20 protein-coding genes and 1 pseudogene are annotated in these 25,534 nt (G+C 66.0%); 12 read left to right on the forward strand and 9 right to left on the reverse strand.

Annotated features, from left to right (window positions below):
• Positions 1–144: 144 nt before the first annotated feature.
• Entirely contained in the window at positions 145–681 is a 537-nt protein-coding gene (locus QQY66_RS18445; protein WP_301981449.1) for a dihydrofolate reductase family protein, read from the reverse strand.
• A 46-nt stretch (positions 682–727) separates the two neighbouring features.
• Between QQY66_RS18445 and QQY66_RS18450 the strand changes: the two genes are divergently transcribed.
• The 5 genes from QQY66_RS18450 to QQY66_RS18470 all read left to right on the forward strand — a co-directional run bounded on the left by QQY66_RS18450 (position 728) and on the right by QQY66_RS18470 (position 6,501).
• On the forward strand, positions 728–1,312 hold the full coding sequence (locus QQY66_RS18450; protein ID WP_301981450.1) for a hypothetical protein: 585 nt from the start codon (positions 728–730) through the stop codon (positions 1,310–1,312).
• 748 nt (positions 1,313–2,060) lie between these two features.
• Positions 2,061–3,089 carry a LacI family DNA-binding transcriptional regulator gene (locus tag QQY66_RS18455; RefSeq protein ID WP_301981451.1) on the forward strand — a complete coding sequence of 343 codons (1,029 nt, stop codon included), beginning with the start codon at positions 2,061–2,063 and terminating at the stop codon, positions 3,087–3,089.
• A gap of 873 nt (positions 3,090–3,962) precedes the next feature.
• Positions 3,963–4,466: a hypothetical protein gene (locus QQY66_RS18460; RefSeq protein ID WP_301981452.1), complete on the forward strand. Its 504-nt coding sequence runs from the start codon at positions 3,963–3,965 to the stop codon at positions 4,464–4,466.
• The gene (locus QQY66_RS18465; RefSeq protein WP_301981453.1) at positions 4,463–5,731 is read left to right on the forward strand and encodes a hypothetical protein; all 1,269 of its coding nucleotides are present in this window, start codon (positions 4,463–4,465) and stop codon (positions 5,729–5,731) included. The genes QQY66_RS18460 and QQY66_RS18465 overlap by 4 nt, the downstream gene beginning before the upstream one ends.
• A gap of 119 nt (positions 5,732–5,850) precedes the next feature.
• Positions 5,851–6,501 (forward strand): hypothetical protein, encoded by a 651-nt coding sequence (locus tag QQY66_RS18470; protein WP_301981454.1) that lies wholly within the window; start codon positions 5,851–5,853, stop codon positions 6,499–6,501.
• Between the two features lie 18 nt (positions 6,502–6,519).
• Here QQY66_RS18470 and QQY66_RS18475 read toward each other — a convergent pair whose 3' ends face one another.
• The 5 genes from QQY66_RS18475 to QQY66_RS18495 all read right to left on the reverse strand — a co-directional run bounded on the left by QQY66_RS18475 (position 6,520) and on the right by QQY66_RS18495 (position 11,403).
• Positions 6,520–7,746, reverse strand: coding sequence for an MFS transporter (locus tag QQY66_RS18475; protein ID WP_301981455.1), 1,227 nt, complete (start codon positions 7,744–7,746; stop codon positions 6,520–6,522).
• A gap of 132 nt (positions 7,747–7,878) precedes the next feature.
• On the reverse strand, positions 7,879–8,448 hold the full coding sequence (locus QQY66_RS18480; protein ID WP_301981456.1) for a thiamine pyrophosphate-dependent enzyme: 570 nt from the start codon (positions 8,446–8,448) through the stop codon (positions 7,879–7,881).
• Positions 8,445–8,957: a thiamine pyrophosphate-binding protein gene (locus tag QQY66_RS18485; RefSeq protein WP_301981457.1), complete on the reverse strand. Its 513-nt coding sequence runs from the start codon at positions 8,955–8,957 to the stop codon at positions 8,445–8,447. The genes QQY66_RS18480 and QQY66_RS18485 overlap by 4 nt, the downstream gene beginning before the upstream one ends.
• Positions 8,935–10,218: an acetyl-CoA carboxylase biotin carboxylase subunit family protein gene (locus QQY66_RS18490; protein ID WP_301981458.1), complete on the reverse strand. Its 1,284-nt coding sequence runs from the start codon at positions 10,216–10,218 to the stop codon at positions 8,935–8,937. Before QQY66_RS18490 ends, QQY66_RS18485 begins: the two co-directional genes overlap by 23 nt.
• 9 nt (positions 10,219–10,227) lie before the next feature.
• The gene (locus QQY66_RS18495; protein ID WP_301981459.1) at positions 10,228–11,403 is read right to left on the reverse strand and encodes a GNAT family N-acetyltransferase; all 1,176 of its coding nucleotides are present in this window, start codon (positions 11,401–11,403) and stop codon (positions 10,228–10,230) included.
• 340 nt (positions 11,404–11,743) lie between these two features.
• Here QQY66_RS18495 and QQY66_RS18500 point away from each other — a divergent pair, with 340 nt between their 5' ends.
• The 7 genes and pseudogenes from QQY66_RS18500 to QQY66_RS18530 all read left to right on the forward strand — a co-directional run bounded on the left by QQY66_RS18500 (position 11,744) and on the right by QQY66_RS18530 (position 20,840).
• Positions 11,744–13,081 (forward strand): DUF6002 family protein, encoded by a 1,338-nt coding sequence (locus tag QQY66_RS18500; protein ID WP_301981460.1) that lies wholly within the window; start codon positions 11,744–11,746, stop codon positions 13,079–13,081.
• Between the two features lie 142 nt (positions 13,082–13,223).
• On the forward strand, positions 13,224–16,271 hold the full coding sequence (locus QQY66_RS18505; RefSeq protein WP_301981461.1) for a lantibiotic dehydratase: 3,048 nt from the start codon (positions 13,224–13,226) through the stop codon (positions 16,269–16,271).
• Between the two features lie 12 nt (positions 16,272–16,283).
• Entirely contained in the window at positions 16,284–17,021 is a 738-nt protein-coding gene (locus tag QQY66_RS18510) for a TauD/TfdA family dioxygenase (RefSeq protein WP_301981462.1), read from the forward strand.
• 11 nt (positions 17,022–17,032) lie between these two features.
• Positions 17,033–18,340, forward strand: coding sequence for a hypothetical protein (locus QQY66_RS18515; protein ID WP_301981463.1), 1,308 nt, complete (start codon positions 17,033–17,035; stop codon positions 18,338–18,340).
• A gap of 29 nt (positions 18,341–18,369) precedes the next feature.
• Positions 18,370–19,581: an ATP-grasp domain-containing protein gene (locus QQY66_RS18520; protein ID WP_301981464.1), complete on the forward strand. Its 1,212-nt coding sequence runs from the start codon at positions 18,370–18,372 to the stop codon at positions 19,579–19,581.
• A gap of 8 nt (positions 19,582–19,589) precedes the next feature.
• Positions 19,590–19,890: pseudogene (locus QQY66_RS18525) on the forward strand (ISL3 family transposase); the annotation flags it as partial.
• Positions 19,891–19,934: 44 nt separating this feature from the next.
• A complete protein-coding gene (locus QQY66_RS18530) occupies positions 19,935–20,840 on the forward strand; it encodes an aminoglycoside phosphotransferase family protein (protein WP_301981465.1) in 906 nt (301 codons plus the stop codon).
• Positions 20,841–20,908: 68 nt separating this feature from the next.
• Here the strand turns inward: QQY66_RS18530 and QQY66_RS18535 are convergent, their stop codons facing one another.
• Genes QQY66_RS18535 through QQY66_RS18545 form a run of 3 tightly spaced genes read right to left on the reverse strand, consistent with a single transcriptional unit; the run spans position 20,909 to position 25,325 of the window.
• Positions 20,909–22,150 (reverse strand): acyltransferase, encoded by a 1,242-nt coding sequence (locus QQY66_RS18535; RefSeq protein WP_301981466.1) that lies wholly within the window; start codon positions 22,148–22,150, stop codon positions 20,909–20,911.
• Positions 22,147–24,348 carry a glycosyltransferase gene (locus QQY66_RS18540; RefSeq protein WP_301981467.1) on the reverse strand — a complete coding sequence of 734 codons (2,202 nt, stop codon included), beginning with the start codon at positions 24,346–24,348 and terminating at the stop codon, positions 22,147–22,149. Before QQY66_RS18540 ends, QQY66_RS18535 begins: the two co-directional genes overlap by 4 nt.
• Entirely contained in the window at positions 24,348–25,325 is a 978-nt protein-coding gene (locus QQY66_RS18545; RefSeq protein WP_301981468.1) for a hypothetical protein, read from the reverse strand. Before QQY66_RS18545 ends, QQY66_RS18540 begins: the two co-directional genes overlap by 1 nt.
• Between the last annotated feature and the right edge of the window lie 209 nt (positions 25,326–25,534).

A 25,534-nucleotide genomic window follows, 5' to 3' on the forward strand; every position in this document is an offset into this window, starting at 1 on the left:
GAGACAGGCCGGTGGTGAACGTCCCCGCGAATGAGACCCCGTACCGCCTGTTGAAGATCATGGCGGCGGAGAACAACTGGACCCAGGTGCCCGTGGAGCCGACGGACAGGGGGTGGTTCTTCAGGCCAGTAATTGCGACCGTGCCTACTTGCGCACGTGGAAGCGCAGCATGGTGACCCCGCCCGACTGGACGTTGCTGAACGGTTCCAGGTCGATCCGGTCGAGGCCCGGCGGCGCGAAGCGGACGCCGTCGCCGAGCAGCACCGGCAGCACATACACCAGGATCTCGTCGACGAGGCCGCGCTGCAGGCACTGGGCGGCTACATCGGCGCCGAGGATCTCCAGGTTCTTGTCGCCGGCGGCGCGGCGTGCCGTGGCCACGGCTTCCTCGATGTTGCAGGTGAGGAAGGTGACGCTGGGGTCCGGCTCGTCGGGCGGGCGGTGGGTGAGGACGAACTGCGCCCCGCCGTCGTAGCCGGTGTTCTCGTCGGACATGCGCTTGCCGACCTCGTACGTGCCCCGGCCGATGAGCATGGCGCCCGTGGCCGCCATGACCTCCGGGAACGTCGCCGACGTCATGTGCTCGAAGATCCAGTCCATCGTGTGGCCGGGACCGGCGATGAACCCATCGAGGGACATCACCCTGTTCACGACCACTTTGCCGGTGCTCGCATCCGTCATGCGTCTTCTCCAAGCAGGTGGAGGGCCGGGATCGCATCATAGGTCGGTGAGCAACGTCTTCTCCTGCGGTAGCCACGACCTGGACCTGTCCAATGGCGCCACCGCGGTGTTCATCGACGTGCTGATGCCGGCCGTGTCCGATCTCGCCTCCGAGGACTGGGACTTCCGCTTCGCGGCGCTGCTGACCCTGCAGGACCAGAACGTCATGGGGCGCGGTGCCGTCGGGTTCGACCTGGCGGAGTTCGACTGGGGTGCGACGGAGCGGGAACGCGCCCGCGCGAAGGACTTCGTGCTGCGGGCCACAGCACTCGCGGCGAGCGGACATCGCTGGAGCGAGCTGGGCTACCACCCACCCCGCGTGCATGACTACCTGCACCGCTTCACGACCATGGTGGAGTCCTGCACCCCGCCCGCCGACAGCAGCGCCGCACGCGGCTTCCCCGGCCCGCACGAGGCCGCGATGGCCTCGTGCGTGCGCCACCGCGTCCTCAGCGCGCTCCCGCTCTGGGACGGCTGCTTCCTCTGCAATCGGCCGCACTACCAGCCCGGCTCGATTCGACATAAGGCGGGCCATGCCCGCCGACTTCCCGCCCTGGGGCCGGGGCTACGCGTTCTTTCGCCGCTGGCGTGACCACGGCCTGGTCCCCGAGCTCCACGACCGGATGCGCGGACAAGTCCGCGAGAAGCTGGGCCGGGACACGGAGCCGACAGCCGGGAGAAGGGGTGCCCCTTCGCCACCTTGCCGTTCTTGGTTCGCCTTCTCCAGGCGTCGTTGCCGCCGCTGTTCGCAGCGGCGTTCTGGCGATCGGCACATGTGTCGCCTCGCTACCGCGGACTCACCCGCGATCCGGCCCTTGGAGGAGCTGAACCTCGAATCAGGGAACACTTCTTGTCAGCTCCGGCTATCCCCGCCGGGAACAGGACAGCCCCGGGGACGCGCCGTGGACCGACGGAGCGAAGATTCGTCGGTGTTCGGCTTCTGCCGCCGAACCATCAGTCGGCGCCACCAAGGCTGCCGTTGCGGATCGTCCGGCTCCACAGGTGCATCCGGCAGCGCCGAGAAGACGCCGGCCTTTGTGTGCCAGCCGCAGAACACGCCACGGAACATCTGGTGGGGCTCGTGCGGTAAGGGGCCCCTCAAAGAAGCCACTGCGCTCTCCTTCGTCTGCTTCGTTACCGTTAACGTGACCGCTAACGGAAGTCTTGCTCATGCGACCGGATTCCGTCAACGCCAGCCGCCGGACTACTCACGATCCGCCGACGGCGCTCCGGCGCTGCCTTGCTGCCGGTGCAGTGCCGGTCGGGTGGTGGCGCGGCGGGCCGGTGAGCCTGATTGACTTGGGCACAGGGCGGCACCAGAACGGAAGTGAGTGGGCAGCGTGGCCGGACAGCGGGAAACGGAAGACCAGCCGGTACGGGCTGCGAAGACCGTCAAGCGCGTCACGCTCCGCGACGTGGCTCGGGCGGCAGGCGTGTCCCATCAGACCGTCTCCCGGGCGATCAACGCCAAGGGGGAGATCGACCCGGCCACTCAGCAACGCGTGCTCGATGTCGCAAGGCAGCTGCGGTATCGGCCCAGCCGGTTCGGCCGGGGGCTGGTCCGACCGGACGTCGTATCCGTCGGGCTCATCGTCCCCGACGTGGTCAACCCCTTCTTCCCGGAGTTCGTGGCAGGAGTGATTGCGGCCGCGGACGAACGCGACTGGCAGGTGCTCGTGGCCAGCACCGAGAACGACCGGTCCCGGGAGCTGGCATTGGTCCGCTCACTCAGCCAACAGGTTGACGCTCTTGTCGGCTACATCAGCCATTCCGATGCGCAGCTCGAACCGTACGTGGGTAGCGTGCCGCTGGTCATAGTCGATCGCGGGCTGGACTCGTCGAACCACGCGTTGGTCCACATCGACACCGCGGCCGGAATCCGGGCCGGGCTGCAGCACCTCATCGACCGGGGTCACCGCCGGATCGGCATGATCGACTGCGAGTGCCTGAGCGCCCCGATGGTCCGGCACCGCACCTTCCTCGACATCGTCAGCGAACACGCGCTGCCGGTCGACGAGGGCTGGGTCGTCATGGGTGAGCAGTCCCCGGCCGGGGGCGCCGCCGCCTTCGAGGCGCTGTACGCCGCGCGCCCAGACATCACCGCCGTGGTCGCCTTCAACGACCTGGTCGCGATCGGCGCCCTCCGGGCTGCCCGCCGCATCGGCGTTCACGTACCGGACGACTGCGCACTGGTCGGCTACGACGGGCTGAGCGTCGTCGATCTGGTCGACCCGCCACTGACCACCCTCCACCTCGACAAGCGACGGCTGGGCGAAGTGGCCATCCACCAAGTCGACCAGCTCCTCGCAGGCGAACTGCCACCCCCTATCGTCCTGACACCAAGCTTGAACGTCCGCGGCACGACGTGACCCACCTCTTAATACTCCAGCCGTAGTTGTGGATCTTCATGCCGTGACCCCGCGTCGGCGGTAGTGACAGTCGCGGGCACGGACCTGATGTCGGCGGCGCCATAGGGACCAGGCCCCGGCCACGCATCCAGCCCGGCACCGGCAGCAGCGGGGGGACCACGGCCCACTCCCCGTCCGTCATGTCCGTCGGGTAGCGAGGCTGGCGCGTCCCGTTGTCGGCGGCGTTTCCGAACCGGTGAGCCAGACAGTCACACTCCCAGGTGACCGCACTGGGCTGCCCGGCCATCGGCACGCAAGACTGCTGCACCAGGGCCTCCTGCTGCTCGGTGATTCGACACCAACGAGCTGTTCAGGAGGCCCTGTTCGTATGCAGCCAGCACCCCGCGACCACCCGATCGGGACTCCCGTTCGACGCGCATCTCCCAAGATCGAAAAGACAACGGCCTCTAACGTCCCCGTCGGCAGATTCCGACACGCCTTGCGAGGAAGGAAATGTGAGGCGGTTACCGGCAAAGAAGCAACTGGTGAAGGAAAGGTATGGGAGAGGTTGGAAACCTCAAGTCCGCGCAAAAACCTGTCTCATGCATCAACTTCACACGGCGCAGGCTGATAACTTCGCTCCCCTGACCCAGGCATGACCTGCTCAGGGGACGGGGGAGAAAATATGGTGACGGCCTACATCGTCCGGACGCTCCATGACACGGCGGCAGCGCCTGTTCCGCACCACCTCCCGGCTGGACAGGGAGGGTCGACCCGCCGATGAGCTTAGGTGAAGCCTTACGCAAACACCGGGCCTGGTCCCGTGAACGCCGCGCAGCCCTCGAAGCCTTCCATGACCGACTCGGCCTACGGCCCGGGGCAGGGCCACAAGACGTGTTGGACGCCGTCGCATATCTGCGAAACCGCAAGGTCGAATTGTTCCTGCTGCCCGGTCTGCCGCCCCACGTGACGGGCATAGCCGTGCAGGGCAAGGACACGGACCATATCGGCATCAGCGACCGGCTCAGCCTCCGCCATCAGGCGCACGTCCTTCTGCATGAGGTGCGCCACCTATTCCCCGCCGATGCGGGCGAGTTATCCCCTGCCGATGTGACTGGCCCGGCCGCCATCGAATCCACCGCGTCCACCGTTGCCGTGCACAGCCACTTCGACGGCGTGACCCTCCAGGACCTCGAGAATCAGATGGCCGTCCTACCTGCCAGGGTCCGTGACGACCTGCTCACCCGGCCCGCAAAGCTGCGCGCCAGCTATAAGCACGACGAGGAACACACGTGCGAGGTCTTCGCACGTGTAGTACTCCTGCTGCTCGACCTCGACACAACGAGCAAGAGCACAGGCTCACTTGCCGCCGCCCTGAGCAACAGCCGCTTCCTGTGACGAGCACACTCCTCACGGTCGCCAACCTGATCCTTGCGGCGACCACACTGGGGCTCGGTACCGTCAAAGGGCTGGCTGTACGCCACCAGCGGGAGTGGACGCTACGACTGAGCGCTGGCGTGCTCGGCCTCACCGGGCTGACCCTCCTGCTCGACACGCCGGTCGTGTACCGGAGCGTCGGCCGGATGCTGCACTCTCCCAACATCGGCGCCCTCCTGCTCCTTGTCAGCACCCTGGTGTGCGTCGCCCACGCGCACGCCATGAGCCGGCTCTGGCAACCCGAAAGGCGAGCACCTGATCTCCTGCGCCGCACAACCACCCGGTGGGCGCCCGTCTACGTCGGCGCCGTCACTGTCATGACCGCGTTGTACTTGCATGCTGCTCCAAGTCCGGCCACACCCCTGACCTTCGCCGCTGGCCACGCCCATGTGCCCGAGGTCCGCGCACTGTATGCCGTCTACTGGACCACACTGATCACCACCGTCACCGTCACCGTGCACCAGTGCCGATCGGTGCGGATCCCCGGCCACACCAACATGGTCGAGAGTCTGAGGAGAGCACTCGGGTGGCTCACTGTGGCTCTGGGCTTCGACCTGGTGAACGCCCTCGTCACAGCAGTCGCCATGATCGGCTCTGCCACCGGTCCTCACCGCCTCGACCGGCTGGACGAGAGCGCTTGGCTGGCCACCATGGCCGGCTGCGTCGCCACCGACATCGCTCTGACCTCGTTGGTCTGGCGCAGACGTCGCGCCGAGCGACGCGCCCAAAGGGCCCTACAGCCTCTGCACGACCTCGTCGTCAAGAAGGACCCGACCGCCGGGGAGCACGAACATGCGGTGTTCGCACCGAGGTGGTTCTCCCTATGGACGCGCTTTTACACCGATCTCGGCCTCAACTCCACCATGGTGGAGGTCAACGACGGTGTGGGGCGACTCAGCCCCTGGTGGAGCCGCTCCCCGTCCCTGGCCGTTGCCCGGCTGGCACAGACCGGACCTCGACATCGAGTCACGCCGCAACACCACGGCGGCGACTGGGACCTGGTCGCAGCGCAAGCAGCCGCGACGATGTTGCACGCAGCGCAAGCCCGCGCCGAGGCCCTGCCGACCATTCCGCCCCGGACCCGCCTCTCTCGGCTGCCCGGCACGGACATCGACCCCACCGCCGAGCGCGAACACCTCGTACGCGTGGCGCAGCACCTGACCCATCCGTTGGTTCTCGAAGCTGCGGCCCTTGCCACCGAGGCACATGCCGCCACTCGCGCATAGCCGGCCGTCAACGAATGACTACATTCCTGAACGAATGACTGCACTCTTGGTCGTAGAGGAGACGGGGCGGATACGCTACGGGCGCGCATCCGTCAATCCGGCCCCCTGGAGACCCTCAGGTGAACGATCGCTCCCGCGAGGTGACAGCGGCTGATATCGCTCAGCTCTTGCGCGGTATCGAGAAGGCAGCCCAGCGCGTCGGGTACAGCCTGGACCAGGTCCTCGACGTCACGGCCATCACCACGGCGACCGGCGTCGGGCCGGACCGCGTGCGCGCATTGTTGGGCGGCGCCGAGCCGCAGCAGCCGCCGCGGGAGAGCAAGGCGAGGGTGGAGTTCTACCGGCAGATGGTGAGCCAACGCCTCGATCTGCTCCGCAAGCGCCGGGCCGACTCGTCCTCCCCGGAGGGGGACAGCTATCGCAGGATCGCCGAGGAACTCGGCCTCGCGCACACCCTGATCGGCTTCCTCGTCAAGGGCCAGCGCAGTGCTCGCGAGGAGTACAGCAGACCCCTGGAGCGGTTCTACGGCGTGGAACACGGGTTCCTTTCGAAGCTTGAAGGGGAGGCCCTCGCCGACGAGTTGGAGAAGATCAAGACGGCGCTGCTGGCGAGCGCCCTGCGCCAGGGGTTTCTGGCACTCGGCGGGGAACAGGCCGCGTTGCGTCACTCCGGTGGTGAACCGGTCACCATGGAGGACCTCGTGGCCGCTCTGGATGATCTGATGGCCCGAAAAGGGATCCCACATCCCACGGAGGACGGCGACCGCTGACGCCCCGGTGATCCGTGTTCAGAACTTCTCACGTACGGCGCGGGCTTCGGTGATCAGGATGGGCAGCGCCGGCACCAGGACGAGGGCACGGACAGCGGCGGCGAGCAGGAACGGGGCGCGAAGACCCCACTCCTGTGCCATGAACCCACCGACAAGGGCGCCAAGCGGCATCAGCCCCCAACCGAGCATCCGGAAAACACTGTTGACGCGGCCGAGCAGCTGTCCGGGGATGATCTGCTGGCGGAGGCTGACCGTGACAACGCTGGACAGCGTGATCATGAATCCACAGAGCGCCAGCATCACTGCGAGCGACGCCCCATTGGGGGCGAGCCCCATGCCGACATAGACAGCCACGTTGCCTGCGAGTGCCAGCACGAACGCGCGCACGGATCCCACTCTCCGGGCGATCCATACGCTGGCCAGGCCACCGATGAGACTGCCGACCCCCTCCCCGACGAGCACCAGTCCGTAGTCACGGTTGCTCAGATGGAGAGTCTGAGTGGCGAAGAGGACAAGAGTCGCGAGGCCCAGCCGATTGCAGAAGCTGTTCACGCCAAGGAGGATGGCAAGGGTTCTGAGGAGTTTGTGGCGGCTGAGCCACCTCAGCCCTTCGGCCACCTGAGTACGCATCGGCGCACGTCGAGTGATGTGAACGAGGGCTCTTGGGAGGCTTGCCAGCAGGATGGCGGACAGCACGAAGGAGCCCGCGTCCACGACGAACGGCAGGGCGGCTGTCAGCGCGAAGAGCATGCTGCCGAGTGGCGGCCCCAGAGAAGTCGCACCTACGGTCTGGACCATGTACTGATTGCCGTTCGCCCGCTGCAGACGCTCCGCCGGAACAACCTGAGGCAGCACGGATTGTGCGGCATTGGTGATGACAACCTGTGCGCTGCCGAGCAGGAAACCGGCCACGGCCAGAGCTGGAATCGACACCTTGTCCGCGGCCGTTGCCACAGCGACCGCGATGACCACAACCGCCTGGAAGGCCTGGAATCGCCACATCAAAGTGGCGCGATCGTAGCGATCGACGATTGCGCCGGCAGGCAGGGACACCAATAGCCAAGGCAGGTAACTGGCGGCAGAGATCAGCGAAATCTGCTGGGGGTCCTTGGTGACGGTCACGGCCAGGAGGGGCATCGCGGCGGCGAAGACACCGTCGCCCACGCTGTTGACGGCGTTCGCCCACCACAGGCGCCAGAAGCGTCCACCCAGTCTTACCCGTTCCAGCGCCGATGTCTCGCTCAAGCCGGTTCACCCTCCAGGGAGTGGGGCAGATCACCTTCGACGCCACCACTATCGAACATACGATTGAATGTCGAGCCGCTCCCTCGAATGTCGAACCACTCTCCACTCACGGCTGGTGCCGATCGAACACCATCAATCGACCGCGGCCTGGAGATGCTCGGCGAACCGTGCCGCGATCTGCGGCAGACCTAGAGCGATACGCGGTCCCGGATTGGGTGCACCGGTTGCCACGATCGAGCAATGGACCAAGGTGGGGCCATCGCACCGTAGGTGCCGGGGCAGCTCTCGCCGCAGAGTCGGGAGGTCGCCGACATGGTGTGCCGAGCTATACCCGGCCGCCCGCGCCAGCTCACAGAAGTCGACGTGCGTCGACGGAGCTTGCTGCCCTCCAGTGGATTCGTAGATCTGGTCGTCCAGAACGACGTGCAGCAGGCGAAGGTCCGGAAGACTCCCGGCCGTGAGCAGACAGCCGGGATTCATGGCGAGACTGCCGTCACCGTCGACGACCACCGCCCGCCGGTCGGACGACAGGGCGACACCGATCCCGATGTCGGCAGCCAGGCCCATGCTTCCGGTCATGTAGAAGTGACCGGGCCGGTCAGCAATGCTCTGGGCGATCCGGCACGCGAAGCCCGTCGTAAAGACAATCGGCTCGTCGGTCGTGGTAGCGATCACCGCGCTGATCACGTCGTGTTTGTTCATGGCTGCCACCCGAACAATGCCGGCGGAACCAGGAGCGCGGCCGGACTCCGCCAGTCTGCAACGAGATCCCGGCCCCACGAGACCTGGTCCAGTAAGTCAGCGGGGTCGAGTCGACGGAACGGGATCCCGGACTCCTTGAGGAAGATCTCACTCATACGTCCCATCACTTCGTTCTCGGGAGTCGCATCGGACCCAGTGCCTCGCATGCCGACGATGAGCAGAAGGGGCACGGCGTAGGGGACGACCAGCGAGGCGATGGCGTTGACGGACTGGCCGAGACCGGAGTTCTGCATCAGAACCACGGGGCTTCGCCCGGCCATGGCACAGCCGGCCGCGACACCGATCGCACTGTCTTCTCTCGGCATCGTCATCACGCCGGGGTCGCTCTGCAGCCGAGCGTAGAGCGGGGCGAGAATTCCGCACGGTGTGCCGATGAACGGCGAAAGGCCCCGGTCACGCAGGGCGGAGGAGAGGGTCGACGCGCAATCAGCGAGGGCTACGACTGACATGTGTCCGCGGTCCTTCCACGGGAGGGGTGGGGTCCAAAGGCTCTCGGGATCGGACGGCCGGCCCGTGCGGCACCACTCGTACCTCTTGGAACAAACGGCGCAGATAGGTGAGCAGAGCAGTGGTCGGAGCCGGACCAAGCAACCCTCCCAGCGGCACGTTGGCGTAGGAATACGACACCTCATGCTTGATCGGTTCGTCCGGACGACGCTGATCCCAGTACCGCACCAGCGGATCATCGCGAAAGACTTCCTCTCCTGTGATCCGGCAGTACCGCGAACCCAGCAGGTGCCCGGGAAAGGTGAACCAGCCATAGCGCTCGTCGGGTTCCGGCATCCGTGCCGCCTGAATAGCTGCGGGCCCGTCGACAAGCAGCCTGACCGCGGCGCCCGGCAGCCGCATACCGTGGGCCAGCTCAAACGCGTCGACGGTGCCCCGGCTCCCGCAGCGGGCACCGACCTCCAGGAACACCGGACCGTCCGCGGTTTCGAACGCCTCAAGGTGGAATGGACCATGCCTGATACCGACCGCGGCAAGGCAGCGTATGGTCCATTCCGTCAACTTAGTGGTGGTATCGACCTGCACCGAGCCGAGGGCCGAACCTTCGGCGTAGTCCAGGCAATTGCCCACGTAGCGACTTGCCTGGATGGCCAGAGGCCGCCCGTCCGCGAGCAGACCGTCCACGTGCATGATCGGCCCGTCGATAAACTCCTCGACCTCGAACTCGTCGGCGGGCACTGGCAGTTGCCACTGTCGAACGGCTTCCAAAGCCGCCGCCAGGGTGGGATACGTGTAGGTCCATTTGCTGGACGCACCGGCTAGCGGCTTGAGTACGGTCCGTCCGGTCCAAAGGCCGGGGGCGGGTCGGCGGAGCGCCTCGCCCAGTGCTACGAATCTCGGTATCCGTATACCGGCCTCGGCGACCGCGGACTTCATGACGACCTTGTCCCGGACCGGTCCGACGTCGTGCACGGTGGCCCCGGGAACCCCGAGCGCCTCCCGCACCCGCGCCGCCGGGATGATATCGAGCTCCGACAGCCCGATGACGATATCGGGCTTCGGTAGACCGGCCACTGCGGCGAGCACCGCGGCCGCGGGATCGCCGCCTGCCGCGCGTTCGAGACGGCTGGCCGGCACATCTCGGGGTGTGGTGGCCAGTCGCTCCGGCGTGCCGACGTACACCACGTCGTGCTGGAAGTGATCGATGTTGTGCGCGTAGTCGACGAAAGAGTCCGACAGGGTGTGCAGAATGAGAATGTTCATGCTGTCGACTCACCTCTCGTCGAAGAACTCGTCCAAGTCGATGAGGCGTTGACCCGCCACGCCGGGCGAATCCGACTTGTAACTGGTGCAGACCGGCCGGTCGCTGTCGTGGAAGTACACCGCTTCCAGCTCTCCGTCCTCAGGAACCACCAGAAATGGGTTCGCGACCAGAAAATCCCGAACTTCCGGGGTATCACGTCGCACCTGAAGCCACAGCCGCTTGTCGCCGAAATGGTTGGGCGGCAGGACGACCTTCGTACCGAAGAGACGTTTCAGCTGATACGTACCTTTACTCAGAAATGCTTCGGTGCCCTGGAAATCCAGCTGGCGAATACCATTTTCCCCGACCCATCTAATCAGCAGAAAATGCATGACCTTCAATGCGCCGGCGGCATAATGCTCGGCCGCTCCGTCAACGACGCCGAGCAGCCGGGACGTCAGCACACCAGTCTTCTGGTCCCAGTGACACAGATGGCCGCCGACACGCTCACCATCCATGCTGAGGACGAAGAGAATGCCGTTCCTGAAGAGGCACTCGTAAGCGGACTCCTTGCTTTCGATGCGCTGACGATCGCCATGCCGCTCAGACATGGTGGCCCGATAGATCCGGTCGTAGAAGTACTCGAACCAGGCCGGATCACGCTCGATGCCCAGCTGCCAGTCGTGTTGCCGACATCTCTGCCGGAAATTTCTTCGCTCGCCTCGGGCGATTCGCCCGAGCACAGCCTCGACGTCCTCATCGAAATCGACGACGAAGTGGATCCGCATGGGAAGAACAAAGGAGGATTCCCCAGGCAGACGACGCACATTGGGCGCAGTGGTGCCGACGATGGTGATATCACTGTCGGGAAGTCGCTCTAGACGCGTATGATCGCGTCCCGCTATCCGGCGCGAATCCCGCACAGCGGCCACGCTATTTCTTGCACGCCGTTGTTCGGTGAAGTCAAGGGTGTACGCCTGCCCCTCGGCGAGCCCGGCGTAGGTGATGGACATGCCGCCGACGTCCGATCGGATGGCGGGCAGCGTCGCCCAGCGGCGCGTGTCCCAACGCACCCGGAACTGACGAAGGAGCGGGTTTCCGTTGTTCCGCCACAGATAATCCGCGCCCAGGCGAAGCCTATCGTGGAGTGGCAGTCGGGACGGAAGGGGCGGCTCAACCAGGTTGCGTACAGGTGCGAAGGGCATACAACTCCCCTTGCGTGTCGGGTCCGTTGGCTCGTTGCACAGTCTTTCCGGGGTGGTCCCTCGTGATCCTGAGCCAACGCAGGCCACCCTGTCAACGTTTGGCTACAGCAGCATTACGGACCGACCACGCCGAACAGCGCGTGAAGATCTTCTCTGACCTGTGCAAATGATGACGCGGGCCGGACTTGACCCGGCCTACCAACCTACGACATCACTGTAGCCAAACGTTGACAACATGGTCCGGGCTACCTCAGGATCACGAGTGGCTACCCCGGAAGGACTCGGCAAGCGCTGGCGGTTGTCCTGGACCCGCCATGCCCGCGACCACAGGGAGCGGAAGATGTTGATCGAGAACGCACTCGCGAACTATTACGCGGAGATTCAGAAAGCGCTCGACACACTGATCGGTGATGTCGGGCCGGACGACTCGGGTGAATTCATGCCGGGTGCAAGATTGCCCGAGCTGACCCCGTTGATGCGCTCGTACCTGGACGCCTCTGCCATGGCACTCACATCGTTGCCGGGCTATCAGGGGCGTGAACTCTCCTTGCTCGACCTCACGCAGAACCCCGCGACGAACACGACGAAGACATTCGCCTCGCTGATCATCGTGGCGCGGGCCATCCGGTTCATCCAGGACACCGGTGAGCGGGTCACCATCCTAACCCCGTCTTCCGCGAACAAGGCCGTGGCACTGCGGGATGCGGTTCTCCGGGCGATTAAACTCGGTCTGGTGCGATCGGACCAGCTCAACATCGTCGTCCTCGTTCCAGCGGGCGCGACGTACAAACTCCGTGCCACGGAACTCTTTACGGATCCCGCTCTGCGGGCGCGCAACCCCGTCGCCCTCTACGACGGTGCTGCTCCGCATTTCGTGAAGACCATCGCCCGAGGCGTCGTGGACGAGCATAGAGGCATCCTGGAGGCGTCTGCCAAGACGAATCTCTGGTACACCATGCAGTTGGAGAACTACCTGGTCGCCGACGTCGTCCGGGCTTTCGTGGAAGCAGACTTCCTCACTGAGGAGGGCAGCGGACCCCGACTGCACGCGCATTCGGTGTCGAGCGCGTACGGGCTCCTGGGACACGCTTACGGCCGCGAGTTACTCGGAGACTCCGTCGGCCGGCCGTCGCGCTATCTGCTGGTGCAGCATCTCGGCACACCGGACATGGTGACGAGCCTGCTGGGGAACGGAGATTACCGCCCGCCCGCGTACGCCTTCGAATCCGGCTCGGGGTTGTACACGCAGAACGGCGACGATCACTTCCCTGCACGCACGTTCGATCCCACCGAGGTGCTCGACCCGACGTTCTACACACGGAACCCGGTCACATCGCCGCGTATGAACGCGCTGATCCAATCCCATGGCGGGAGCGGCATCGTCGTGTCGCTCGCCGAGTGCCTGGAACGCTACGGACTCGTGCGCTCACTCCTGGCCGACGCCGATGTGCGCATCCCGGCCAACCCGACGTTGGTGCAGGAGTGGTCGCTCATCATGGCGATGACGGGCGTCCTGAACGCCGTCGACCGGTCCCTGGTGGCCGACGACCCCATCGTTGTGCACGGCGCCGGTCTGTATTCCCGGGGCGATTTCGAAGCGCTGGTGGCCAGGGAGCTGCACACCGTCGGCGACAGTGACGGTCTGCGTGAACTGGTCCTCCAGGCAAGCGTTCAGTGAGCGACACGTCGATGACGGAAATCTCCCAGCACCGCAAGACGGGGGTGAAGTAGTGGCGACCGTCTTCCGGGCCCCCGAATCCGTTGTGGCTCGTTTGTCGCTGCTTCCTCTCGACGGCGCGGCACCGTGCCTGCCTGAGGACATGGACAACGTCGAGGAACTTCGGGCGTTTCTCACACAGGTGGCGAACGACCCCGTGGCACGGGAAGCTATCTCGGTTTCCAGCCTTTCTCTGAGCGGGACGCTGGACAAGGTGATCTCGGGTGCCCCGGTGAAAACCAAACAGCTCAGGCGGGCCGCTGCTTCGGCAGTTCGCTATTTGAGCCGGATGCGTAGCAGAGCGACGCCGTTCGGTCTGATGGCGGGCGTCGCATCGGTCCGATTCGCCAAGGATGCCAAGGTCCGGATCGGCAATGATCACCGCAAACATGTCCGGCCCGACCTGGCCTGGCTGACAGAGGTGATCCGGGAGCTGCACCGAGACCCGGTTGTACGCTCGCAACTGCGCGTGGTGGCCAACGACCTGTGCTCAGTGCAGGGTGAACGACTGGTCATGTTCCCCACGCTCGGGGAGGACGACGCGCGGCGACCTCATCCCTGCGAGATCTCCGTGCCGTACGTCGGCACGGTCGAGGCGGCCATGGCCGCTGCCCGGACCCCCCTCCCCTACCGCGAGCTGGTCGACCGGCTTTCCACCACACATCCCGGCGAGCAAGAGGCCGCCATCGAGACCGCGTTGTCCGAACTGGTCGAACGGGGGTTCTTACTGACCGAGCTGTGTCCGCCGGCAACGGCCGGTGATCCGATCCGCCATGTCCTGGACGTACTTTCCGGTCTGCGAACCCACTCCGCCCGTACGGCACTTGACAGGATCAGCAGCGCGCTGGGCCGGTACGCCGGGGCACCCGTCGGCACGGGTCATGTGCAATTCCTCTCGGTGGCCGGGGCCATGCGCGAGATCCACACGGTGGACCGGCCTGTCCACGTGGATCTCGGCATGGATGCCGAGATCGTGCTGCCCCGGCAGGTCGCTGCCGAGTTGGAGGAGGCGGCGTCCGTGGCGTGGCGGCTGGCACGACCGCAGACGCCCCCTCTGACCGAATACCATGCGGCTTTCCGCGAGCGGTACGGACTTCGCGGGCTCGTTCCGATCAAGGAGCTGCTGGACCCGCACGCAGGGCTTGGTCCGCCGAGCGGATATCGGGCCCCGCGCAGCGACCGAAGGTCCACGCACCAAGCCGGGTCGGATGCCCTCCATGACAACCTGCTGTCCGGATTGGCCCAGCGGGCTGCCGCCCGCGGGGAAGTGGAAGTCCTCATCGATGCCCAACTGGCCGGATACCTGGCAAGGCCCGGCGCCGAGGACGAGCCGGCCACGTATATCGAACCGGTCGCGCGGCTCTTCGCCGAGTCCACGGAGCAGCTCCAGTCCGGTGACTTCCGCCTGGTGCTCTCGCCGTTGAACTACACCCGCCCCGGGGCACTGTCCGGCCGGTTCCTCCACCTCTTGCCAGAACTGCGCGCCCCCCTGACGGAGCACGTGCGCGAACTCGCAGAGGACTGGCGGCCCGCAATGCCGGCCCAGCTCCTCGGCGCCACCGTCGAAGCCCGACACGCCAACGTCGCTCAAGTACCGCAGCTCCTCCAGAACACCCTGGCCGTCGGGGTGTTCGCGGACGGCAGCGAGCCTCATGTGTTGCGGCTCGACGATCTCGCGGTGGGTGTCCAGGGGGACCGGTTCTTCGTCGCCTCCCTGAGGACCGGAGAAGAGATCGTTCCGTTGATGCTGAACGCGAACAATTCGCGGACCACGGCGCCGAACCCCATCCGGTTGCTGTACGAGATCGGCACGTACCACACCCCACGATGGAAATTGTGGAGTTGGGGCGCGATCGCCGAGCGGCTGCCCTTCCTGCCGCGGATCCGCTACGGACGCACCGTCCTGTCCCCTGCCCGATGGCTGCCCGATGCGCCGCTCGGCGATGCGGCCCTGCCCTGGCCGGCGTGGCGAGAGGCAATCGACCGGTGGCGCGACGCCTGGGCCGTGCCGGACAAGGTCGAGATGGCACATGGGGACCAACTGCTCCCGCTGGACCTCGGTTCGTCCGCCGATCTCCGCCTTCTCCGCGACGAACTGCGCAGGAACTCGGACGGCGTGACCATCCGGGAGAGCCCACTCGGTGGCCGGTACGGAACCGGGTGGGCCGGCGGGCACGCAGTGGAGTTGGCGGTCCCGCTCAAGCCCGTGCCGCAGCGTCTCCTTCCGGCGGCCAGGTCGGCGTTGCCCCTGAAGACCGCTGCCGATCCGGCCATGACTCGACGCGTGTGCCGTCTGGGCGGCAACTGGCTGTACCTCAAGGTCCACGCCGGCGTCGACCGCCATGACGAGATCATCTCCCGTCACCTGCCCGCACTGCTCGAATCAGCGGAGACGGTCTGCGACCGATGGTTCTTCATCCGCTATCGAGAGCCGGAACCTCATCTACGTATCCGTTTCCACGGAACGCCGGCCGACCTGAACTCCAGGCTGCTGCCCGCCGTGCACAGGTGGGCCGATCAGCTGGCCGCGGCCGGATCGCTCCGCGAGATCTCCGTTCATGACTATCGGCCCGAGATCGCCCGCTACGGCGGCCCTGACGCGATCGAATCAGCCGAGCGCGCGTTTTTCGCCGACTCCCGTGCGGCCGTGGACCAACTCGTTCTGCGCGAACAGGGCCTGCTCGACCTGCCGGTGGAACTTCTGCTCGCAGCCAACCATCTCGACCTGACGTCGCGAATGATCGGAGAAGGCTGGCAGGAATGGCTGTCGGCGGCTTATCCGAAGAACGATGAGCACCACCTCATGTTCCAGCAGTACCGGCAGGACGCCATCGATCTGTTCGGCCCGATCCTCGAACAAGGCGGGCCCTTGCACCTACCCGGCGGAGAGCGGCTGTTGGAGATCTGGGAGCGCCGAGCAGCACCCCTCGCCCATTACGGCCGCCTGATCCGAAGCCTGATGGCCGATGGCCGGATGGGCACGGCTCCAGCCCCCTATCGCAGCATCCTCCACATGCATCACAACCGTCTCGTCGGCATCAACCCACGCACGGAGCAGGGCTCCTACGCGATCGCGCGTGGTGTCATTCAGGAAATCACCAACCGGAAGACACACCGGATTGATCCCCCCAGAACGTCGAACACTGCTTGAGGAGCGAAGAAGATGAGCACTCTTCCCGTGAGCAGCCTGAATCTGTCGGAACATCTTGAAACGAACCTAATCGGACCACGGCTGCTCAAGTACTTGAACGCCCTGCTCGACGCGAACGGCTACGTCTACGTTCATGGTGCGCCGGAGAGGTACGACTACCTTGGGCTCCTCGGCCGACTCGGCGAGTTCGTTCCCCAGTACGACGGCTCACTTGTCTGGGACTTGAAGCCCGAGCCGGGAATGGATGGTGTCTATCACTCGAAGAACACTCAACCACTTGTTCCTCACACCGAAGCGTACGAGTTCGCTGGCGACCCCCCTCGATTTCTCGCCTTGTGGGGTGTCAAACAAGCCGAAGGTCAAGGTGGGGAGACGACGTTGGCGGACGGATACCGGTTCCTTGCGGGACTTTCGGATGCTCAGCTCGCGGAGCTGCGGGCTCGCAGCTACAACTGGCATTCATCCGAAGGACTGTCCATGAAAGGCATACACGTGAACTCGACTCACCCGAGCCTTGAGACAAGGAACGGACAGACCATCCTCAGGTACTCCTACAACAACGTGACAAAGACAGGGGACGGTGTACTGGAAAACTACCTGGAAGAAGGCAAGAAGTATTTCGACGCCGAGCACTTTGCGGTGTCCATCGAAACCAACTGCCTTCTGGTATGGGACAACTGGAGGATGATTCACTCCAGGAATGCTTTCACCGATCGGTCGCGACACCTCAAGAGGGTTCTGATTCGCTGAAAGGAAACGCCGTGTTGAAATGCTTGAAAGAGTACACTGCGGATTATCCGCGGAGCCGACTGGTCGACCTGTACGTGGATCAATTACCAGTGATTACTGCCGGAGGATTTCCCGCTGCAATGTATCCGTTGACGCTGCCGCGTGCCGAGTACGCGGATCTGACGGCATCAACGACAGCGCTTGTTGCCCTGCACCAGAAGGCGGTCCGGCTGCTGGGCGACGACTCGGCGGCCAGAATGCAGGCATTACGGGCGAATCCGTCAGAGTTTCCTCGTGAATTCCTGGACGAAGAATACGAACACGACCATTCCGCCGACATGGCCAGGGGTGATGTCATCATCTCTGCGGACGGCCCGAAGTTCATCGAGCTCAATGTCGGTGCCGGGTTCGGCGGCATGGTGCAGTTCGAGGTGCACCGTAGGATCTGGAGTCAGGTCGCTACGGAATCGGGTCAGCCTCAGCTGATAGGCACTGATCCTTACGCTTCCTTGGCTCGGCTCATTTCCAAGTCGGCTGCCACCCTTGGCACCGCCCAGTCGGCAGCCTTCATCAATTCTGGCGAGGATTCCGGCAGGCCGCGGGCCCAAGTCGAAGCACAGCTGGAACTCCTGCGGGACCATGGTGTGACCGCGAAGAATGTTGACTTCCGATCCCATCTCGACGAGATCAAGCTGGGCGATTCCAACCCGCTCGCCATCTTCCAGTATTCCGAGCGGGAGTCACTTGATGAAGGCTGGGACTTGTCGGGCATACGCGAGCTGACTTCGCTGGGCCTGCGCGGGATCCCGTCCCAGACAGCCCGTCTGCTCGACTCGAAGAAGATCCTCGCAATGCTTTCCGAAGGCCTGCCCTGGATGTCGGCGGAAGATGTCCGACTGGTTCAGCGAGTCGTTCCGTGGACCCGGATCGTACGCGATGCCGAGGTTGACTGGCACGGAAGCAGAGTGGCCATGTACGACCTCCTGGTAACTCACCAGAACCGGTTCGTACTCAAGGGCTCCGCGGGATACAGTGCGAAGGAAGTCAATTTCGGCTACGAGTACGATGCCGACGAGTGGGATTCCAGGGTCCGCTCAGCCATCGAAACGGAGTACTTCGTGGCCCAGGAGGTGGTCGAATCTGTCGAACTCGCGGTTGACATCATGCACGACGATTCCGGCAACTCCCACGAAATGCTCGGGAAATTGGTGGTGAATCCATTCTGCGTCGACGGTGTCACGACCGGCTGTCGAGCCAGGATAGATCTGGCCAGCAAGAGGGTCATTTCGCTGAAGGGGGGCGCGTCGACGGCTTGCCTTCTTGGTGATCCAACGACATAAAGGAGAGGAAAGTGCCGGACCCTCAGCGAGTGGTCGTCATCGGTGGGACTCTCAAGAATCTACGACGATACCATTCTCTGGGCATCGACATCACGTTCGTCCAGTCGGCCGAAAAGGTCCGCCCATCGTCCATGGATTACTGCACGGAGATCCTGCGCGCCGACTTCGTCAATGACTACGACACGGTGGAAAGGCTCCTTCTGGAGCGGCATCTACACCATCCGTTCCAGCGAATCCTGTCCGTCAGCGAAGAGGGACTGGTGCCGGCCGCGAGACTCAGCCGGCTGCTGGGGCTGGGAGGCAACCCCCTGCACGCGGTCTGGCGGCTGAAGGACAAGCACCTGATGAGGAGGTGCCTGGAGGAGAAGGGTCTGAGCCCGGTTCGCTACGGGATCGCGGACAGTGCCGAGAGCCTGAAGCTGATCGCCCGGGCATTCGGCGGCAAGGTGGTGGTCAAGCCCGTGTGCGGATCAGGCAGCGCAGGAGTCCTCCACATGGCCCACCCCGATGAGGCCGACACCGTCTGGAGCGAGACGCTGCAGTCGGGACACGGCCTCATGCTCGTCGAAGAGCACCTCGACGGCCCGGAGTTCAGCGTGGAGACCTTCTCCTGGAAAGGACAGCACCTTGTCCTGGCCGTCACCCGAAAACTGTTGCACCACAACATCGAGGTCGGCCACTCCATGCCGGCCGAGCTCGGATCCCGCAGGAATGAGGAGGTCGCAGTCACAGCCAAAGGACTCCTCGACGCAGTGGGCATCGTCGAAGGCCCCGCTCACACCGAGATCCGCATCACCAAGGACGGGCCGCGCATCATCGAATCGCAGAACCGGGTGGGCGGATCACGGATCGACGAACTGCTGGCCATATCCCTGGGCATGGACATCCACCGACTCGCCATATCGGTACCGCTCGGTATCGATCCACCCCCCGTGTTCTCCCCCGTCTCGCCACGCGGCGCGGCAGTCCGCCACTTCGTACCGAAACCGGGCCGAGTGGTCGATGTCCACGTACCCGATACGGTCGCAGCGGATCAGTCCCTGAGTCTCGTCCTCGGCGTCGAGCCTGGAGACGTCGTGCATGAGCAGCGGACCAACTTCGACCGCAATGCGCTCGGCTGCTGGGTGGTGGCGGGTGGCAGCGACGAAGACGAAGCTATCCATCGGTGCCAGCGGGTTCTGGACTCCGTGGAGATCGTGACCGAGGCCATGGCCACTCTTCCTGGTCGTGGCCCGTCATAGGTCGCTTCGAGCCGGATCCGTGGTGCCGGAAGTGCGCCGTCGGAGGGCGTGGTGCGCGACACAGTCACGCGGCGGCTGGCGCATGAGCCGTTCGGGCACCGCCCCACGACGCTGCTGGTGCGGGTGCGCCGCCGCTGTCGGTGCGACTCGTGCGAGAGGACTTGGCGGCAGGACACCTCGAAGGTGGCTGCGCCGCGGGCGAAGACCTCCCAGGGCGGGCTGGAGTGGGCACTGCAGGGCGTCGTGGTCGATCACCTCACCGTAAGTCGCGTCGCCGCAGGGCTGGGGGTGTCCCGGCATACCGCGAACAGAAATGGGTTGCAGTTGAAGATCGTGCCGCGGACGCTTCCACCATGAAGATGCACGCCAACCAGCTGACGGTGTCACCTGAGACGGTGCGCATATTGGTAGAGCAGCAGTTTCCTGAGTGGCGGAGCCTGCCGGTCAGGAGCATCGCGGCGCAGGGTACGGTCAACGCCGTCTTCCGCATTGGCAATCGGTTCGCGGCCCGATTCCCTCTTGAGTCCGCAGACGTCGAGTCGACGCGGCGCTGGCTGGAATCCGAAGCGGAAGCGGCCCGCGAGCTGGCGGGGCGCACGCGTTTCCCCACGCCCGAGCCGGTCGCGCTGGGTGAACCTGGGGCAGGTTACCCGCTTCCGTGGTCGGTGCAGACGTGGCTGCCCGGCGTCGTGGCCGCCGACGAGGACCCAGGCGAATCGTCTGCGTTTGCCCGTGACTTGGCCGATCTCATCGGCGAGCTACGCGCGATCGACACGCGTGGCCGCACGTTCGCCGGCACAGGTCGAGGAGGCGACCTGCAGTCCCATGACGCGTGGATGGAGACCTGTTTCAGACACAGTGAGCAACTCCTGGATGTCCCTCGGCTGCGCCGTATCTGGGCAACTTTGCGTGATCTGCCGCGAGGTGCGGCTGAGGACGCCATGGCCCATTGCGATCTGATTCCTGGCAACGTGCTCGTGTCCGCCGGTCGGCTTGCGGGGATTCTCGACGTTGGCGGCTTCGGACCGGCTGACCCTTCGCTGGATCTTGTGAGTGCGTGGCATTTGCTCGAGGCCGGGCCACGGCAGGTACTCCGTGATCACCTGGGTAGCGACGACCTCGAATGGGAGCGAGGCAAAGCGTGGGCTTTCGTTCAAGCGATGGGCTTGGTCTGGTACTACGTCGAAAGCAACCCGCCCATGAGCTGGACGGGTCAACGATCCTTGGAACGTATCCTGGCGGACAAGTCGCTCGCGTGACTTGACGCAGCTGCTGGCCACGGATGTCGATTGCACGAAGGCCCGACGGAGCGTCAAGGGCGTGCCCTCTACCCCCGGTGACTCCCCCGAGCCCCCTGCTTCGTCCTCCCGTCCGGCCACAACCTCGGCCTCCGCTTGGCGGCGATGTCCTCGATCCACCCCACCGCCAGGATCGCCAACCCGATCAACGGCCACACCAGCAGGAACATCCACACCATGTACGTCGCGTCGAGCGCCGCCACCGCGCTCTCGCCCTGCATGAACGGCAGCTCGTACACGGGGTCGATGATCGGGACCGTGGCCATGATGAGCATGTTGTGCCAGAGGTAGATCGTGACGGCACGGTTGTTGGACAGCGTCACGAGCTTGTCCCACCTCGCGAGGCGGCCGGGCAGTTCCTGCCAGGACGGGGCGTAGACGAGGAGGATGACCACGAAACCGAAGGACCAGGTCGCCTGGGCCAGCGGGATGTCGTTGAGGTCCCAGCCGTCGGGGCCCAGGTGGCCGGATGCCCACCACAGGCCGAAGGCCATCAGCAGCGTCGAGCAGGAGACGGAGAGGTAGCGGGGGACTTGTGCCAGCAGGCCCTCGTGATGGGCGATGCCGAGGACCCAGCAGCCGCCGTAGACCGTGAAGTCGGTGACCGCGTTGCCCGTTTCGCCGGGGATGGTGACAAGTCCCGTGCCCACCACGGCCGTCAGGCCCAGCGGGGCGAGCAGTGTCGGCCAGGGTGCCCTGCGGAATGCCCACAGCAGCAGGGGCGATGCCACCACGAACCACAGATACGCCCGCAGGTACCACAGCGGGCCCGCCGCCTGTACCGCCCAGGTGTCCTCCAGCAGGCCCGTCCGGGAGCCGAGGCTCCAGGGGAAGGGCGGGGCGCCGATCGGGACGACGTAGTTGACCAGCTTGAGGAGGGTCCAGACGGGGCCCTCGTCCGAGCCCTTCGCCGGGTTCCAGCCGCCCGCGAACATCAGCACCAGGATCACGGCGCTGAACGCCCAGAGTGGTGGGAGGAGGCGCCGGATGCGGCCCTTGATCACTCCCCATGCCGGGCGGTTCAGCGAGCGGGCCATCAGGGCGCCCGCCAGCGCGAACATCACGCCCATGGAGGGGAACAGGACCGTCAGCCATGCCCAGCCGAACAGGTGGTACACGACCACTCGGACCAGGGCGATCGAGCGGAGGAGGTCCAGGTAGCGGTCCCGGCCGGGTTTCACGGCAGCGGGTGCCGGCTGCTCTGCCGTCCGCTGCCGCGGAATGCCGTACGACGTCTTCACGCCTGTCGTCGGCTCGTAACTCTGCGTCATCCCACCGGCCTCTGATCGGCCCCGTCATGAGGCGCCCGCGGCCTCGGCACTCCGCCGCCCGGCGCTTCGACGACCCCGGTGCGGCGCAGCTTCTGCCAGCGCAGACGGCCGCCGGTCAGGGCGGTGATCCAGGACTGGAGGAGGACGACGTACATGAGCTGCCGGTAGAGGATCTGCTGGAGGGGCAGGGAGATGAGGTGGGTCATGCGTTCGCGGTCGAGGCGGAAGGCGTAGGCCGCGCAGACCGCCTGGATCGCCAGGACGCCCAGCCAGGCGCCGATGGTCTTCTGCGTCGGGCCGAAGACGATGCCGTAGAGGAGGAATACGTCGATCAACGGCGCGAGCAGCGGGGCCAGGACCATGAACAGGGACACCAGGGGCAGGCCGACGCGGCCGAAGCGGCCCGACGGGCCCCGTTCCACCAGCGCTTTGCGGTGCTTCCAGATCGCCTGCATGGTGCCGTACGACCAGCGGTAGCGCTGGGACCAGAGCTGCTGGACCGTCTCCGGGGCCTCGGTCCAGGCGCGCGCGTTCTCGGCGTAGACGACCCGCCAGCCGTCACGGTGCATCGCCATGGTGATGTCGGTGTCCTCGGCGAGCGTGTCGTCGCTCATGCCGCCGACCCGTTCGAGGGCGCTGCGCCGGAACGCTCCCACCGCGCCCGGGATCGTCGGCATGCAGCGCAGGATGTCGTACATACGGCGGTCGAGGTTGAAGCCCATCACGTACTCGATGTGCTGCCAGGCGCCGATGAGGGAGTCGCGGTTGCCGACCTTCGCGTTGCCCGCGACCGCGCCTACGCTCGGGTCGCCGAAGGGCTGGACGAGTTCACGGACCGTGGCCGGTTCGAAGACGGTGTCGCCGTCCATCATCACGACGATGTCGTAACGGGCGTTCGCGAGACCGCGGTTGAGGGCGGCCGGCTTGCCCGCGTTGAGCTGGCGGACCACCCGGACGTTGGGCAGGCCCATCGCCTCGACGATGCGGGCGGTGCCGTCGCCGGAGCCGTCGTCGACGACCACGACCTCGATGGGATGCTCACTGGCCATCAGTGAACGGACGGTGTTCTCGATGCACTTGGCCTCGTTGTACGCCGGCACCAGCACCGACACGGGTTCGGTGACCGGCGGTCCCCAGCTGAAGTCGCGGCGGCGCACCCGGCGGGCGTGGATGCTGGAGAGCAGGAGCATCAGGACGAAGCGGCTGATGACCAGGAAGCCGATCACGGCGAGGCCCACGACGAGTACGTCCGTGATCCGCTCCGAGGCCTGGACCAGGAAGACCCACGCCTTGCCCTTCCACCGGTCGAGGCCGGTGACCTGGGTGTGCGCGCTGGGTGCGTCGAGGGCCTCGGTGAGGCTGTCGAACTCGTAGCCCTGTGCCTTGAGATCGGGCAGGAACCGGTCGAGCGCCGCAACGGTCTGGCTGCGGTCGCCGCCGGAGTCGTGCATCAGGACGATCGCGCCCTTGCCGTCCGGCGGGGTGGCGCGGCGGATGATCTCGTCGACGCCGGGCCGCTGCCAGTCCTCGCTGTCGGTGTTGTTGACGACGGTGATGTAGCCGCGGGCGCCGATGTAGTCGGTGACCGGCCAGGACTTGTTGTCCATCGCGTGGGCGAAGGAGGAGTACGGCGGCCGGAACAGCGACGTACGGATGCCGGCCGCGCCGCTGATCGCGAGCTGGTTCTGGGACAGCTCCCAGTCGATGCGCTGCTTCGACTGGTAGGAGAGGTCGGGGTGGTTGAAGGTGTGCAGGCCCACCTCGTGCCCCTCGTCCACCATCCGCTTGACGAGGTCGGGGTAGCGCGAGGTCATCGTGCCGGTGACGAAGAAGACCGCGTGGGCGTCGTGCTCCTTCAGCACGTCCAGGACCCTCGGGGTCCAGACCGGGTCCGGGCCGTCGTCGAAGGTGAGGACGAGACGGTGGTCGGGGACGCGCAGGCTGGTCGTGCGACCGCTGCGGGTGTCGATGACCGGGCCGCCCTTGAGGATCTGCTCCGGCACCCGGTCGGTGGCGGCGGGCGGCTGGACGCGGTGGTCGGCGAGGATCTCGCTGTGGACGTACCCACGCAGCATCAGCATCGCCATCAACGCGACGAGGACGAGCGAGGGGAGCAGCAGGCGCATGGGCAGACGGCGGCGCCGGGAGCCGTCACGGGTTCCGGTCGCGGGCCCGGGACGGGTGGTGCGGGATGCCATCAGAGGACGTTCTCCGGGGACGGGGAAGGAGCGGAGGTGCCGCCCGGGTCCCCGGCGACGGGGGTCGGCTCGCTCGCGCCGTCGGCCACCGTGCCGGGGCTGCCGCCGATCGCGGACTCACTGGGCGAGGGGGAGGGCTCGCCGCCGTCCGTCGGGCTCGGGTCGGGCGAGGGGGATGCCGACGGGTCGTCCGACGGGTCGTCCGACGGCTCAGGGTCTACGGGGCCTTCGCTCTCGCCGGTGCCCGTGTTCTGGACCGTTCCGGTCGCCGTCGGCTCGAGGACGGGGTCCGGGTCGGTGGACGTGCCGGGGTCCTCGGCGCCTGCGGAGGCTCCGGGCGCCGGGGCGAACGGGCCCGGCGCCGGCCTCACGCCCACACCCGCGGACCCGGTCGGGCCGGGTGAGATGAGACCGATGCCGACGGACGGCGCCGACTCGGCGGGCAGCGGCGGGGTGTCGACCTTGCCGGCCGGCTGATCGTCCTTCTGGCCCGGCACGGGCAGCCAGGGCGCGTCGGAGTTGCCGGAAACCAGGGTGGCCAGGATGACCACGGCGTAGACCCCGCAGGCGATGCCCACGGCCATGCCGATCCGGCGGTATCTACGGCTGCGGCGGCCCGACTCGTCGACGAACACCGGTCCGTCGGAGGATGGAGAGGGAGGGGAGAAAGGGGACGAAGGGGAAGAGGCGCCGTCCGGGCCGGCCGGTCCGCCCTTCGCCGCGTGCAGGCGCGTGCTGTTGGGTTGCAGTCCTGTGCCGTCGAGCTGGACCGTCACCTCGTGCGGGTCCTGGGTGTGCTCGGCCGTCCCGCCGGACTCTGCCCAAGGATCTCTGGGAACGCCCGCTCCTTCGGCCTGGGGCAGCACCTTGGTCTTGTTGGCGGGCGAAGCGGACGCCGCTTTCTGGCACGCTCTCGTCCCCCCGGTCCCCTCAAAGGCCTGGGTGCCGGCACCCGGCCCCTCCCCAGTCAGCGTCACCGGCGACTCCCCGGCCCCGGAAGCCGCTGCGGGCCACTCCGGTTGGGCGTCTTCACGCCATTTCTTCACGCGCACGCACATTCCCCCACGGACAGTTCTGGGCGCGCACACGACTCCGAGCACCCGTCGACCGAACCGAGCCCCCACCCGGTCCGAGCGCCCCCTTTGTCACACCGTGCTCAGGGCCACGAACGTAGTGGGCTCATGGG

It is taken from the genome of Streptomyces sp. DG2A-72 (genome assembly GCF_030499575.1).
Taxonomy (GTDB): Bacteria; Actinomycetota; Actinomycetes; order Streptomycetales; family Streptomycetaceae; genus Streptomyces.

Excerpts from the sequence above, each read along its gene's own strand:
- QQY66_RS18445 (WP_301981449.1), bottom strand. The coding sequence starts at position 681 with ATGACGGATGCGAGCACCGGCAAAGTGGTCGTGAACAGGGTGATGTCC.
- QQY66_RS18480 (WP_301981456.1), bottom strand. The coding sequence starts at position 8,448 with ATGAACAAACACGACGTGATCAGCGCGGTGATCGCTACCACGACCGAC.
- QQY66_RS18485 (WP_301981457.1), bottom strand. The coding sequence starts at position 8,957 with ATGTCAGTCGTAGCCCTCGCTGATTGCGCGTCGACCCTCTCCTCCGCC.
- QQY66_RS18490 (WP_301981458.1), bottom strand. The coding sequence starts at position 10,218 with ATGAACATTCTCATTCTGCACACCCTGTCGGACTCTTTCGTCGACTAC.
- QQY66_RS18495 (WP_301981459.1), bottom strand. The coding sequence starts at position 11,403 with ATGCCCTTCGCACCTGTACGCAACCTGGTTGAGCCGCCCCTTCCGTCC.
- QQY66_RS18500 (WP_301981460.1), top strand. The coding sequence starts at position 11,744 with ATGTTGATCGAGAACGCACTCGCGAACTATTACGCGGAGATTCAGAAA.
- QQY66_RS18505 (WP_301981461.1), top strand. The coding sequence starts at position 13,224 with ATGGACAACGTCGAGGAACTTCGGGCGTTTCTCACACAGGTGGCGAAC.
- QQY66_RS18510 (WP_301981462.1), top strand. The coding sequence starts at position 16,284 with ATGAGCACTCTTCCCGTGAGCAGCCTGAATCTGTCGGAACATCTTGAA.
- QQY66_RS18530 (WP_301981465.1), top strand. The coding sequence starts at position 19,935 with ATGAAGATGCACGCCAACCAGCTGACGGTGTCACCTGAGACGGTGCGC.
- QQY66_RS18535 (WP_301981466.1), bottom strand. The coding sequence starts at position 22,150 with ATGACGCAGAGTTACGAGCCGACGACAGGCGTGAAGACGTCGTACGGC.
- QQY66_RS18540 (WP_301981467.1), bottom strand. The coding sequence starts at position 24,348 with ATGGCATCCCGCACCACCCGTCCCGGGCCCGCGACCGGAACCCGTGAC.